The following is a 13,477-nucleotide window of genomic DNA, read 5'->3' as shown; positions in this document are numbered from 1 at the left end:
CACTCCACGGTGTCAGGATGGGGGGCATGACAGCGTCGCGCCCCCGACCGCCCCGGACCCGCGACGGTCGGGGCCGGTACTCCCCCACCTCGTCGGACGCCGCCGTCGCGGCCGCCGAGGTGACGGACAGCCGCCCGCGGGCCACCGCCGTCGCGCCGTCGCGCCCGATGGACCCGCAGCTCGCCGCCCACATCGCCGAGCACATCGCGGAGGAGCCCGAGGCCGACGGCGCCGCCCGGGCGACGGCGGTCGAGCCCCTGCCCGACGACCGGTTCGCCGAGCGCGAGCTGAGCTGGCTGGCGTTCAACGAGCGGGTGCTGGAGCTCGCGGAGGACACGGCGCTGCCGCTGCTGGAGCGCGCACGGTTCCTCGCGATCTTCGCGTCCAACCTGGACGAGTTCTTCATGGTGCGGGTGGCGGGCCTGAAGCGCCGCATCGCCACCGGTATCGCGGTCACCGCGGCGTCGGGCATGAGCCCCCGCCAGGTGCTGGAGGCCATCGGCGACGCGTCCCACCAGCTGATGGAGCGGCACGCGGAGGTGTTTCGTTCCGACGTGCAGCCCGCGCTCGACGCCGAGGGCATCACGATCGTGCACTGGGACGAGCTGGAGGTGCGCGAGCAGGAGCGCCTGCACAAGTTCTTCCGCAAGCAGATCTTCCCGGTGCTGACGCCGCTGGCGGTGGACCCGGCGCACCCGTTCCCCTACATCTCGGGGCTGTCGCTCAACCTGGCCGTCGTCGTCGCGAACCCGCTGACGGGCAAGGAGCACTTCGCGCGGGTCAAGGTGCCGCCGCTCCTGCCGCGCTTCATCGCCGTCGACGACCGCGGGCGCCCGTCCGCGCCGACGCCCACCCAGGGCGGCGGCACGCAGACGTCGTTCGTGCCGCTGGAGGAGGTCATCGCCCAGCACCTCGACCACCTCTTCCCGGGGATGGAGGTGCGCGAGAGCCACACGTTCCGCGTCACGCGCAACGAGGACGTGGAGGTCGAGGAGGACGACGCCGAGAACCTCCTGCAGGCGATGGAGAAGGAGCTGCTGCGCCGCCGGTTCGGTCCGCCCGTGCGGCTGGAGCTGGCGCTCGGGATCTCGCCGCGCATCCGCGAGCTGCTGGTCCGCGAGCTCGGGGTGGCGGACGAGGAGGTGTACGAGCTGCCCGCGCCGCTCGACCTCACCGGCCTCAACGTCATCGCCGACATCGAGCGCTCGTCGCTGCACTACCCGCCGTTCGTCCCCACGACGCACCGTCAGCTCGCTGAGGTGGAGTCCGCGACGCCGCGGGACGTCTTCGCCGCGATCCGCGAGCGAGACGTCCTGCTGCACCACCCGTACGACTCGTTCTCCACGTCCGTGCAGACGTTCCTCGAGCAGGCCGCGGCCGACCCGGCGGTGCTGGCGATCAAGCAGACGCTGTACCGCACGTCGGGCGACTCCCCCATCGTCGACGCCCTGATCGACGCCGCCGAGGCGGGCAAGCAGGTGCTGGCGCTGGTCGAGATCAAGGCGCGGTTCGACGAGCAGGCCAACATCTCCTGGGCGCGCAAGCTCGAGGAGGCGGGCGTGCACGTGGTGTACGGGATCGTCGGCCTCAAGACGCACAGCAAGCTGTCCCTCGTCGTGCGCCAGGAGGCCGACGGGCTGCGGCGCTACTGCCACATCGGCACGGGCAACTACCACCCGAAGACGGCCCGGATGTACACGGACCACGGCCTGCTCACGTGCGACCGCGACGTCGGCCAGGACCTCACGCGCCTGTTCAACCAGCTCTCCGGGTACGCGCCGCAGTCGCGCTTCCACCGGCTGCTGGTGGCACCGCGCACGGTGCGCTCCGGCCTCATCGAGCGCATCGAGCGCGAGGCGGCGTCCGCCCGCGCCGGGCACGAGGCGTGGGTGCGGATCAAGGTGAACTCCGCGGTGGACGAGGCGACGATCGACGCGCTCTACCGCGCCTCGCAGGCCGGCGTGCACGTCGACCTGGTGGTGCGCGGCATCTGCGCGCTGCGTCCCGGCGTGCCGGGCCTGAGCGAGAACGTCCGCGTCCGGTCGATCCTGGGCCGCTTCCTGGAGCACTCGCGCATCTACGCGTTCGCGAACTCCGCGGGCCCGGCGATCGGCGAGGGCCCGGAGTCCGGCCCCGAGGTGTACATCGGCTCGGCGGACCTCATGCACCGCAACCTCGACCGCCGCGTCGAGGCGCTGGTGCGGATCACGGACGAGGGCCAGGTCGCGGAGCTGCTGGAGCTCATGGACCGCTCGATGTCGGACCTCACGTCGACGTGGCACCTGCAGCCCGACGACACCTGGGTGCGGCACAGCGTCGGCCCCGACGGCGAGCCGCTGGAGGACCTGCAGGCGAGCCTCGTCGACCGCCACCGTCGCCGGCCCGAGAGGACCCGGTGAGGGCGGCGGGGGTGCGCCGGTCGGCGGGCGTGGCGGCGTCGCCGCTCGTGAACAGGCTGGGGGCCACGTCGGTGGAGCACGCTCCCGTCATCGAGTCGGCGGGCGCCCTCGTGTGGCGCGAGCGGGAGGGGCGGCTGCAGGTGCAGCTCGTGCACCGGCCCCGCTACGACGACTGGTCGTGGCCCAAGGGCAAGCTCGAGCCGGGCGAGGCGCTCAACACCGCCGCGGCGCGCGAGGTCGCGGAGGAGACGGGAAAGCCGGTGGTGCTCGGGGTGCCGCTGCCAGGCCTGCAGTACCTGACCCCCGAGGGCCGGGTGAAGCGGGTGCACTACTGGGCGGCCCGGCGGGCGTCGCGCGCCGACGACGGGGCGGCGCTGACGGCCCGCTACCCGGTGCAGCCGCCGACGCGGGACGAGGTGGACCGCAAGGCGTGGCTCGACGTCGACGCGGCGGCGGCACGGCTGACCCGCGAGGCCGACCGCGGCCCGCTCGAGGCGCTCGTCCAGGCGCACGCGCAGGGCCGGCTCGCCACCCACGCCGTCGTCATCGTGCGGCACGGCAAGGCGCTGGCGCGCGGGGGCTGGCACGGCCCCGAGCAGGACCGCCCGCTGACCCCGACCGGCCACGCCCAGGGCGCCGCGCTCGTGCCGGTGCTCGCGGCGTACGGGGTGACGTCGGTGGTCTCGAGCCGCTGGGAGCGCTGCGCGGCGACGATCGAGCCCTACGTCCGCGGGTCGCACGCCCGGCCGGAGCTGAGCGAGCAGCTCGGCGAGGCGGAGCACGAGCGGTCCCCGGCCCGCGTCGCGGCGACCGTGCGCGACCTGCTGGAGTCCGGCCGGTCGTCGGTGCTGTGCACGCACCGGCCGGTGCTGCCGACGGTGCTGGACGTGCTCGGCCAGCACTCGCGCCGCGCCGTGGCGAACGTGCTGCCCTCCCGCGACCCGTTCCTGGAGCCCGGCGACCTGCTCGTGGCGCACGTCGCCGTCACCGGCAAGGGGCCGCGCGTCGTCGCCGTCGAGAAGGTCACGCCCCCCGTGTACTGACGACCGGGCGACCGGCCGGCCGGTCGCCCGGCGTCAGCCGAGCACGGGGTGCAGCAGCAGGGTCGTCAGTGCCGCGACGAGGGCGGCGGCGGGGATGGTGAGCACCCAGGCGACGCCGATGTTCTTGGCCACGCCCCAGCGCACCGCGGACAGCCGGCGCGTGGCGCCGACGCCCATGATCGCCGAGGTGATCGTGTGCGTCGTCGAGACGGGGGCGTGCAGGATGAACGCGTTGGCGTACAGCACCAGGGCCGACACGGACTCGGCGACGAAGCCGCGGGCCGGGTCGAGCTCGATGATGCGCCGGCCGAGCGTGCGCATGATGCGCCAGCCGCCGGACGCCGTGCCGAGCGAGATCGCGGTGGCCGCGGCGAGCTTGACCCACAGCGGGATGCCCCCGTCGGGGTCCGCCCAGCCGACCGTGAGCAGCGCCATGAAGATGACGCCCATGGTCTTCTGCGCGTCCTGCAGGCCGTGGCCGAGGGCCATCGCGGCTGCCGACGCGGTCTGCGCCAGGCGGAACCGGCGGGTGACGCGCGACGGGGCCGCGTTCCGGAAGATCCACAGCACCGCGACCATGACGAAGTAGGCGCCGACGAAGCCGATGAGGGGCGAGAAGACCATCGGCAGCACGACCTTGTCGACGATCGCCTGCCCGTAGATCGGCAGGCCCGCCGCGAGCCCGGCGCCCACGAGGCCGCCGATGAGCGAGTGCGTGGACGACGAGGGCAGCCCGAACCACCAGGTGATGAGGTTCCACACGATGGCGCCCACGAGCGCGCACAGGACCACGGTGAGGGCCGTGTGGTTGCTGGCGTCCTGCAGGTCGACGATCGACGTCGCGATGGTCTCGGCGACCTCGGTGCCCAGCAGCGCGCCGACGAAGTTCATGACCGCGGCCATGAGCAGGGCGACGCGCGGCGTGAGCGCGCGGGTCGAGACCGAGGTGGCGATCGCGTTGGCCGCGTCATGGAAGCCGTTGGTGTAGTCGAAGCCGAGCGCGAGCGCGACGACGAGGACGACCAGCGCCACCTCCACGGTCAGGACTCCTTGAGGGCGATGGTCTCGACCATGTTCGCGACCCGCTCGAAGGCGTCGGCGCCCTCCTCGAGCATGTCGACGATCTCCTTGAGCTTGATGAGCAGCACCGGGTCGGTGGTGTCGTCGAAGAGCTGTGCGATGAGCTCGCGGTGCAGCTTGTCGCCCTGGTTCTCCAGCCGGTTGATCTCGACCCAGTAGTCGGAGAGCTGGTCCATGGAGCGCAGGCGGGGCATGGCCTCGGCGGTGAGCTCGGCGCAGCGCTGCAGCACCTGCACCTGCTCCGACACGCGCAGCGGCAGCTCGTCGACCTTGTACAGGACGATGAGGTCGCCGGCCTCCTCCATGGCGTCCATGCAGTCGTCGAGCGCGGACGCCAGGCCGTAGATGTCGTCCCGGTCGAACGGGGTGACGAACGTCTGGTTCAGCCGTCGCATGATCGAGTGCGTGGCGTCGTCGGCGATGTGCTCGGCCTCGTTGAGCCGACGGACGATCCCTTCCCGCTCCTGCCGTGACGCCCCGAGCAGCTCCGCCAGGAGCGAGGCCCCCGTGACGTTGTGCTGCGCGAGCGTCGCCAGCATGTCGAAATAGGTCGTGTCGCGCGGTGTCAGGCGCAGGCGCACGTGTGGCTCCCGGATCGAGGACGCTGAGACTCTCACAGACTAGAGGTGGCCATCCTGGCGCGACCAGTTGAACGCGCGCTGAACGATTCCACCTACTGGCTGCAGGAAGCTCGGGTGAGGTGCGACGCCGGACCGGGAGCGCCTCTCGGCGCGTGGCCGCTCGAAGCGGCTGAAGATGGAGCCCGGGGCTACCGCGGCCCGACGTCGCGCGAACATCGTAAGCCCCGCCGTCCCCGCGCTCCGAACACGCAGGTCACACCCCGAAGGATCAGCCGAGCGTGCCCGCCCGCCAGGACGACGCGGCCCGCTCCAGCTCCTCCGCGGTCCGCACGAGGTCGGCGGCCCCTCGGGTCATCCGCGTGGCGCCGTCCGGGTCGGCCACCTCGCGCGCGTCGGCGTCGAAGGCCGCGCCCGTCGCGAGGATCCGGCAGAACGAGGCGGCGCGTTCGAGCGCCACGGCCAGGTCGCCGGCGAAGACGCCCGACAGGACGTCGTCCGCGAGCGCCCGCAGGTCGTCGGGCGCGGGCGGGCGCGGCACTCCCGCCACGACCTCGTGCACGGGCGCCACGTCGACGCCCAGCCGGTAGCGCAGCCCGACGGTGCGCGGGTCACGACGCACCCACTCGCGCAGCACGTACAGCCGCCACAGCGCGCCGGGCAGGGACGCGGGCGCCGCCTCGGACCACAGGGCGGCGACGACGTCGAGCCCCTCCCGCTCGACGAGGCGCACGAGGCGGTCCACGACGACCGGGTCCTCGGCGGCGCGCGCCCGGTGCACGACGGCGCGGGCGGTGGTGTGGGCGACCTCGTCCCGCAGCGCCGGGTCGAGGTCGCCCGGGATCTGCTCCGCGGTCTGGGGGTCGAGCATGGCGGGTCGGCGGTGCCTGCGCGGCTCGGGTGCGTCGTTCACCGGTCCAGTCTCACCCCGCGCCGGCCGGGGTCGCGTCCCACCTGCTCAGCGCGCCGACAGAGCGACCCCGACCTAGCATCGAGAGAAAGTTCTGCCGAGCGAACCGAGGACGATCATGACGAGCCCAGCACCTGGTTCCGCGGCGCACAGCGCCCATCGCAAGGCCACGGCACTCGCCTTCGCGGCGGCCGTCGGTGGCTTCCTCTTCGGCTTCGACTCGTCGGTGATCAACGGCGCCGTCGACGCGATCCAGGGGCAGTTCGACCTCAACTCCACCGTGACGGGCCTGGTCGTGGCGATCGCCCTGCTCGGCTGCGCGCTGGGCGCCTGGTCGGGCGGCAAGCTGGCCGACCGGTGGGGCCGCACGCACGTCATGGTGCTGGGCGCCGTGCTGTTCTTCGTGTCGTCGATCCTGTCGGCGATCGCGTGGAGCGCGTGGGACCTGGCGGTCTGGCGCTTCATGGCCGGCGTCGGCATCGGCATCGCCTCGGTGATCGCGCCCGCGTACATCGCGGAGATCGCGCCGGCCGTCATGCGCGGGCGCCTCGGCTCGCTGCAGCAGCTCGCGATCACGGTCGGTATCTTCGCGGCCCTCCTGTCGGACCAGATCCTGGCGACGGCGGCGGGCAGCGCGGCGAACGAGCTGTGGTTCGGCTGGGAGGCGTGGCGCTGGATGTTCCTCGTCGCGGTCGTCCCCGCGGCGGTGTACGGGATCCTCGCGATGCGGATGCCGGAGTCGCCACGCTATCTGGTGACGAAGGACCGGGACGACGAGGCACGTGCGGTCCTCGCGTCGGTGCTCGGCCCGGACGAGCATCCCGACGACCGGATCTCGGAGATCCGCCGGTCGATCGCCACCGACGAGAAGAACGCGGAGCTCGGCTCCCTCAAGGGCGACCGTTTCGGGCTGAAGCCGATCGTCTGGGTCGGCATCGTCATGGCGATCTTCCAGCAGTTCGTCGGGATCAACGTGATCTTCTACTACTCGACGACGCTGTGGCAGTCAGTGGGCTTCGACGAGTCGCAGGCCTTCCTGGTCTCGACGATCACGTCGGTGACCAACGTCGCGGTCACGTTCATCGCCATCGCCCTCATCGACAAGGTGGGGCGGCGCCCGCTGCTCCTCATCGGCTCGGCGGGCATGGCGGTGTCGCTGGGCCTGATGGCGCTGGCGTTCACGCAGTCGACCGGCAGCGGCGACTCCCTCACCCTCGGGGCCCCCTGGAACGGCATGGCGCTGGTGGCGGCGAACGCGTTCGTCGTGTTCTTCGGCGCCACCTGGGGCCCGCTGATGTGGGTCCTGCTGGGCGAGATGTTCCCCAACCGCATCCGCGCCGCCGCGCTGGGCGTGGGCGCGGCAGCGAACTGGATCGCGAACTTCGCGATCACGCTGACGTTCCCGCCGATGCTCGCGTCGTTCGGGCCGTCGATCCCCTATCTGATGTACGCCGTCTTCGCGGTGCTGTCGTTCTTCTTCGTCCTGGGCAAGATCCCCGAGACGAAGGGCGTCGAGCTCGAGGACATGGCGGGCGAGGCGTACAAGCGCGCCTGAGCCCAGGCCTGACGGCACGACACCGACGGCGGCCCGTCGCGTCCCCCCGGACGCGGCGGGCCGTCGTCGCCCCCCGGCTCCGACGCTCCGACCTGGACACTTGCTTGCTGCAAGCACTGCGCGTATGTTTGCACTCTGCAATCAGTCGGCCCGTCGGGCCGCACCGCTCCGGCCCCTCGGCCCCGAGCACCCCTCGTTCCTCTCACAAAGGCCCTGCCATGCCTGTTGCCCGCACCGCGGCCCGCGAGCTCGTGGAGACGCTCGAAGAGCTCTCCCGCGCCCAGCGCGAGGCCGCCATGCGCGTGGCGCGCGACCTGGACCTCCCCCGCGCCGGGCTCGGCGCGCTGCACATGCTCACGCGGTGCGGGCGCGTCCAGCTCACCGACGTCGCCGCCAAGCTCCGCGTCGACGTCTCCGTCGCGAGCCGCCAGGTCAGCGCCCTCGTCGACGCCGGCCTCGTCCTCCGCACGGTGGACGACGACGACCGGCGCGTGCGCTACCTCGCCCTGACGGACGCCGGCCGCGAGTTCGCGGAGGCGTCCTTCCGCCGCATCGACGACCTCGTCTCCGAGGCCTTCTCCGACTGGTCGGACGAAGACCTCGCCGAGGCCACCTCCCGGATCCGCAGCGTCGCGGCCGCCCTCACCACGACCCACGACCGCGCCCAGGCGCAGGAGGAGATCCCCGCCCGATGAGTCAGTCCCCCAGCCCGGTGCCCGCAGCGCCGGACCTGTCCGCCCCGCCGGCCCCCGCGATGAGCCGCCGCGAGGTGCTCGAGGCCCTCTCGGGCATCCTCCTCGGCGTCTTCGTGTCCCTCCTCGGGTCGACGATCGTCTCGACGTCGCTGCCCAAGATCGTGAGCGAGCTCGGCGGCTCCCAGCACTCCTACACGTGGGTCGTCACGGCCATGCTGCTGACGATGACGATCTCGACCCCCCTGTGGGGCAAGCTCGCCGACCTCACGAACCGCAAGAGCCTCATGCAGATCGCCCTGGCGATCACGGTCGTCTCGGCCGCCGCGGCCGGCTTCTCGCAGAACATCGAGATGCTCATCGGCTTCCGCGCCCTGCAGGGCATCGGCGCCGGCGGCCTCACCGCCCTCGCGACGGTCCTCATGGCCGACATCATCAGCCCGCGCGAGCGCGGCAAGTACATGGGCCTCATGGGTGGCGTCATGGCGGTCGGCCAGATCGGCGGCCCGCTGCTCGGCGGCGTGCTCACCGACTCGTTCGGCTGGCGCTGGTGCTTCTTCGTCGCCGTCCCGTTCGCCATCGTGGCCTTCGTCGTCCTGCAGAAGACGCTGCACCTGCCCACGCGCGACCAGCGCGCCGTGAAGATCGACTACGCGGGCGCCGTGCTCATCGCCGTCGCCGTCGCGCTGCTGCTGCTGTGGGTCACCTTCGCGGGCGACCAGTTCGAGTGGGCCTCCTGGCAGACCGCCGCCATGGTCGGCGGCGCCGTCGTGGCGCTCGTCGCCGCCGGCTTCGTGGAGCGCGCCGCGGCGGAGCCGATCATCCCGCTGCACCTGTTCAAGAACCGCACGTTCGTGCTCGCCGTGATCGCGTCCGCCTCCGTCGGCGTCGCCATGTTCGGCACCGCCGTGTTCCTCAGCCAGTACTTCCAGCTGGCCCGCGGCAAGACGCCCACCGAGTCCGGCCTGCTCACCATCCCGATGGTGGTCGGCACGATGCTCGCCGGCATCGTCCTGGGCCGCATCATCTCCAAGACCGGCCGGTACAAGGCGATCATGGTGGGCGGCGCCGTCCTGCTGACCGCCTCCCTGTACGGCCTGTCGACCATCGAGGTGGACACGAGCTTCGTGCTCATCTCGGTGTTCCTGCTCGGCCTGGGCCTGTCGGTCGGCGCGCTGATGCAGAACCTGGTGCTGGCCACGCAGAACACGCTCGACGTGCACGAGATGGGCGCCGGCACCTCCGGCGTCGCGTTCTTCCGCTCCCTCGGCGGCGCGATCGGCGTCTCGGCCCTGGGCGCGGTGATGGCCTCGCACATCAAGTCGGACCTGGTGACCGGTCTCGCGAAGCTCGGCATCCCTGCCGACGCCATGGGTGCCGGCTCGGGCGCGGTGCCCGACCTGGCCGCGCTGCCGGTACCGGTGCAGTCCGTCGTCGAGAGCGCCTACTCGGACGGCATCACGACGATCTTCCTGTACGCCGTGCCGATGGCGGTCATCTCGCTGATCGCCGTGCTGTTCATGAAGGAGATCCCGCTGGGCCAGCGCTCCGGCATCGAGCAGGTGCTCGACGAGGAGAAGGACGCCCCCGAGGCCGTCACGGAGCCGGCGGCGCCCGTCGCCGAGCGGGCCTGACACCTGCGAAACACCCGGACGGGGCCGATTTCACCCGCTGCGGCCCCGTCCGGGCGCAACTTCCCCCGGTGGCGACGTTCCCGTTTGCCTCGGCGAAGCCTCATGATGGGCGCATGCACGACGTAGCCGCACCGTCACCGCCAGACCCGGTCACCGACCCGTTCGGTGCTCTCGAACGAGAGATCCGGGTGCTGATCCGTCGCGCCCAGTCGTCCGCGGCCCAGACCGCCCGGCGGGTGCATCCTGAGCTCGAGGCGTCGGCGTACCCGATCCTCGCGCACATCGACTCCCATCCTGGGATCCGTGGCTCCGACCTCGCCGCCCACTTCGGCGTCGGGCGGGCCACGGTCTCTCGACAGCTGAGCCGGCTCGTGGACCTCGGCCTCGTGCACCGCGAGGTCGACCCCGAGGACACCCGCGGCCAGCGCATCACCCTGACCGCCGACGGCGCACAGCGGTTCGCCCGTGCACGCGACCGTCGCATCGAGATGTACAAGGACGCGTTCGGCGACTGGGACGAGGCCGACGTCTCACAGCTCGCCACGCTGCTGCACCGCTACTCGGAGGACTTCGTCCGCTGGCGGGACGCACGCTCCTGACGCTGCCACCGCCGGCGGCGGGGCAGACGAACGGCGAGGACCCGGACCGGGTCCTCGCCGTTTCTCGTCCCCGCGGCCGCCGTCAGACGACGAGCCGCGCACGCAGCGCGTCGAGCGTGGCTGCGTCGCCGCCGTGCGCCAGGAACCAGCCCTGCGCGCCGCCGTCGTGCTCGGCGAGCCGGCCCAGCACCGCCTCGATGGCCCACCCCGGGGCGGTCACGAGCTCCGGGGGCAGCTTCGCCAGCAGGTGGGCGTCCGGGACCGCGAGGTTGGCCGTCACCGCCGCGCGCACCATCACGTCGCGCATGTGGGGCCCGGTGCGCTCGTAGTCCGCGACGATCGCCTCCCGGTCGACGTCGAGCAGCGCCAGCACCAGCGCGACCGTGACCCCCGTGCGGTCCTTGCCCGCCGTGCAGTGCACGAGGACGGGCTCGTCGCCCGTGGCGATCAGCCGCACCGCCTCGACCAGGTGGCCGGCGCCGGGCTCGTCGAGCATCGACACGTAGAGGTCGCCCAGGGCGGGGACCACCACGGGCCCGCCGGACGCCGCCACCGCCGTGCCGTTCAGCACCGGCAGGGGCACGACGCGCGCGACGGACGACAGCGGGTGCGCCTCCCCGTTCTCCCCGGGGTCGCGCAGGTCGAGCACGGTGCGCGGGGGCCAGGCGACGCCCTCGGGGGCGCGGTCGCCGGACCGCGGCGCGTCGGAACGCAGCAGCGCCCCGGGCCGGAGGCCCGGGGCGGCGGTCGCGACGTCGCGCAGGTTGACCAGGTGGTCGGGGACGGACGACGCGGCGGAGACGGCGGCGAGCGCTGCGTCGAGGCCGAGGTCGGCGTCGGTCGGGGTCGCGGCGGGCACGGGCTCGGTCACCTGCTCGACCCTAGACCCGACCCACCAGGTGCGCTGCGGCGGGGATCGCGACCAGTCCTCGTCGCGAGGACGGGCCGCGGTCACACCCACGGCGGCCGGACGATCAGCCCTCGGCAGCCTCGAACGTCAGGCTCAGCGAGTTCATGCAGAACCGGTCGCCGGTGGGCGTCTGCGGCGCGTCGTCGAAGACGTGCCCCAGGTGCGAGCCGCAGCGCGCGCAGCGCACCTCGGTGCGGACCATGCCGTGCGACCGGTCCTCCAGCAGCTCCACGCTCTCGCCGGCGAGCGGCGTGTAGAACGACGGCCAGCCGCAGTGCGAGTCGAACTTGGTCTCGCTGCGGAAGAGCTCGTGGCCGCAGGCACGACAGCGGTACACGCCGACGCGCTTCTCGTCGAGCAGCTCACCGGTCCAGGGCCGCTCGGTGCCCGCCTGCCGCAGGACGGCGAACTCCTGGGGGGAGAGCTCCACCTGCCACTGCTCGTCGGACTTGGTGACTTCGTACGTCATCTGACACCTCCGTCGTCGTCAACCCGGGCCGTGCCGTCGGTGTTCCGCCCGGGCCGTCAGGCCTGCGGCGCGGAGCCGCCGTGGCCCCGGCCGCGGCCGCCGCGACGACGGCGACGGGCCGGAGCGGAGCCGTCCGCTCGGACGGCAGCCGGAGCGCCCCCCGACGCACCGTGCGACTGCGAGCGCTGGCCGCGCCCGCCCTGCGCCTGACCACCCTGCGCCTGACCCGCCTGGGACCGGCCGCCCTGGGCCGAGCCACCCTGCGGGCGTCCGCCGCGGGACTGACCGCCCTGGCCGCCCTGCGCGGGACGGCCGGAGCCCTTGCGGCGCTGCGGCGCGGGCGCCGCCGGAGCGGGCGGCGCCACGTACGGCGCGACCTCGCCCACGAGGGCGGTGACGGTGGCGTCGCCCGGCGCGACCTGCTGCGGGCGGGCGGTGATCTTCGCCTTGCGCGTGAGGTCGCGGACGTCGCCGCGCTGCTCGGGGAGCATCACGGTGACGACGTCGCCGACGGAGCCCGCGCGGGCCGTCCGGCCGGAGCGGTGCAGGTACGCCTTGTGCTCCGCCGGCGGGTCCACGTGCACGACGAGCTCGACGTCGTCGACGTGGATCCCGCGCGCCGCGATGTCGGTGGCGACCAGCACCTTGACGTCGCCGGACGAGAACGCCGCGAGGTTCCGCTCGCGCGCGCCCTGACCGAGGTTGCCGTGCAGGTCGACGGCGGGCACGCCCGCGCCGGTGAGCTGCTTGGCGAGCTTCTTCGCCTGGTGCTTCGTCCGGGTGAACAGGACGCGGCGGCCGGTGCCCGACGCGAGCGCGTGCACCACGTCCTTCTTCGCGTCGGCGTCCGCGACGGCGAGGATGTGGTGGGTCATCTGGGGCGGCGGGGCGGCGGCCTCGTCGACCGAGTGCGTCACGGGGTTCTTGAGGTAGCGCTTGACCAGCACGTCGACGCCGTTGTCGAGCGTCGCGGAGAACAGCAGGCGCTGGCCGCGCACCGGGGTGCGGTCCATGATCCGCTTCACGCCGGGCAGGAAGCCCAGGTCGGCCATGTGGTCCGCCTCGTCGAGCACGGTGATCTCGACCTCGTCGAGGGTGAGGTGCTTCTGGCCGAGCAGGTCCTCGAGCCGGCCGGGGCAGGCGATGAGGACGTCGACGCCCGCGTTCAGGGCGGTCACCTGACGGGACTGGGCGACGCCGCCGAAGACGGTGGTCGTCACGAGGCCGAGGGCCTTCGCCAGCGGCTCCATCGTGGCGTTGATCTGGTTGGCGAGCTCACGCGTCGGGCACAGCACGAGGGCGCGCGGGCGCCCCGGACGACGACGGGGGCGGCCGGCGGCCACGGCCTGCGCGGCCGACGTCGCGAGCCGCGTCACGACGGGCAGCGAGAACGCCAGGGTCTTGCCCGACCCGGTGCGGCCGCGGCCGAGCACGTCGGTGCCGGCGAGCGTGTCGTTCAGCGACGCCGTCTGGATGGGGAACGGGGTGGTGATGCCCTGCTCCGTGAGCTCACGGACGACAGGGGTGGGCAGGCCGAAGTCGGCAAAGGTAGTCAAGAAGAAGGGCCTCTCGGGCTGGGACGTCGGAGACGTCGAGGGTCGGGGTCCG

At 72.9% G+C, this 13,477-nt stretch carries 12 protein-coding genes; 6 read left to right on the top strand and 6 right to left on the bottom strand.

Annotated features, from left to right (window positions below):
* Window positions 1-17 precede the first annotated feature (17 nt).
* Together ACFU5J_RS04650 and ACFU5J_RS04645 are read left to right on the top strand one after the other, a co-directional pair.
* Entirely contained in the window at window positions 18-2,399 is a 2,382-nt protein-coding gene (locus tag ACFU5J_RS04650; RefSeq protein ID WP_430574209.1) for an RNA degradosome polyphosphate kinase, read from the top strand.
* 71 nt (window positions 2,400-2,470) lie between these two features.
* Window positions 2,471-3,442 carry an NUDIX domain-containing protein gene (locus ACFU5J_RS04645; RefSeq protein ID WP_430574208.1) on the top strand — a complete coding sequence of 324 codons (972 nt, stop codon included), beginning with the start codon at window positions 2,471-2,473 and terminating at the stop codon, window positions 3,440-3,442.
* Between the two features lie 33 nt (window positions 3,443-3,475).
* Here ACFU5J_RS04645 and ACFU5J_RS04640 read toward each other — a convergent pair whose 3' ends face one another.
* The 3 genes from ACFU5J_RS04640 to ACFU5J_RS04630 form a co-directional block, all read right to left on the bottom strand.
* Window positions 3,476-4,480: an anion permease gene (locus ACFU5J_RS04640; RefSeq protein ID WP_430574207.1), complete on the bottom strand. Its 1,005-nt coding sequence runs from the start codon at window positions 4,478-4,480 to the stop codon at window positions 3,476-3,478.
* A 2-nt stretch (window positions 4,481-4,482) separates the two neighbouring features.
* The gene (locus tag ACFU5J_RS04635) at window positions 4,483-5,103 is read right to left on the bottom strand and encodes a DUF47 domain-containing protein (protein ID WP_430552112.1); all 621 of its coding nucleotides are present in this window, start codon (window positions 5,101-5,103) and stop codon (window positions 4,483-4,485) included.
* 268 nt (window positions 5,104-5,371) lie between these two features.
* On the bottom strand, window positions 5,372-5,971 hold the full coding sequence (locus ACFU5J_RS04630) for a hypothetical protein (RefSeq protein WP_430575343.1): 600 nt from the start codon (window positions 5,969-5,971) through the stop codon (window positions 5,372-5,374).
* A gap of 157 nt (window positions 5,972-6,128) precedes the next feature.
* On the opposite strand from ACFU5J_RS04630, the gene ACFU5J_RS04625 reads away from it, so the two are divergent.
* The 4 genes from ACFU5J_RS04625 (at window position 6,129) to ACFU5J_RS04610 (ending at window position 10,490) form a co-directional block, all read left to right on the top strand.
* A complete protein-coding gene (locus ACFU5J_RS04625) occupies window positions 6,129-7,565 on the top strand; it encodes a sugar porter family MFS transporter (protein ID WP_430577978.1) in 1,437 nt (478 codons plus the stop codon).
* Between the two features lie 218 nt (window positions 7,566-7,783).
* Window positions 7,784-8,260, top strand: a complete 477-nt coding sequence (locus tag ACFU5J_RS04620; protein ID WP_430574205.1) for a MarR family winged helix-turn-helix transcriptional regulator — start codon at window positions 7,784-7,786, stop codon at window positions 8,258-8,260.
* The gene (locus ACFU5J_RS04615) at window positions 8,257-9,891 is read left to right on the top strand and encodes an MDR family MFS transporter (RefSeq protein ID WP_430574204.1); all 1,635 of its coding nucleotides are present in this window, start codon (window positions 8,257-8,259) and stop codon (window positions 9,889-9,891) included. The genes ACFU5J_RS04620 and ACFU5J_RS04615 overlap by 4 nt, the downstream gene beginning before the upstream one ends.
* 113 nt (window positions 9,892-10,004) lie before the next feature.
* A complete protein-coding gene (locus tag ACFU5J_RS04610) occupies window positions 10,005-10,490 on the top strand; it encodes a MarR family winged helix-turn-helix transcriptional regulator (protein ID WP_430577977.1) in 486 nt (161 codons plus the stop codon).
* Between the two features lie 82 nt (window positions 10,491-10,572).
* On the opposite strand, the gene ACFU5J_RS04605 is transcribed toward ACFU5J_RS04610, so the two are convergent.
* From ACFU5J_RS04605 to ACFU5J_RS04595, 3 genes are all read right to left on the bottom strand, one after another.
* The gene (locus ACFU5J_RS04605) at window positions 10,573-11,361 is read right to left on the bottom strand and encodes a tyrosine-protein phosphatase (protein ID WP_430577976.1); all 789 of its coding nucleotides are present in this window, start codon (window positions 11,359-11,361) and stop codon (window positions 10,573-10,575) included.
* A gap of 103 nt (window positions 11,362-11,464) precedes the next feature.
* On the bottom strand, window positions 11,465-11,869 hold the full coding sequence (gene msrB, locus ACFU5J_RS04600) for a peptide-methionine (R)-S-oxide reductase MsrB (protein WP_430574201.1): 405 nt from the start codon (window positions 11,867-11,869) through the stop codon (window positions 11,465-11,467).
* A 56-nt stretch (window positions 11,870-11,925) separates the two neighbouring features.
* Entirely contained in the window at window positions 11,926-13,425 is a 1,500-nt protein-coding gene (locus tag ACFU5J_RS04595; protein WP_430577975.1) for a DEAD/DEAH box helicase, read from the bottom strand.
* Window positions 13,426-13,477: the final 52 nt, after the last annotated feature.

Origin of the sequence: Isoptericola sp. NPDC057559, from assembly GCF_042801555.1 — a bacterium.
Classification (GTDB): domain Bacteria; phylum Actinomycetota; class Actinomycetes; order Actinomycetales; family Cellulomonadaceae; genus Isoptericola.
Note: the sequence above shows the minus strand (reverse complement) of the source record. Positions and strands in the feature narration are given on the sequence as shown.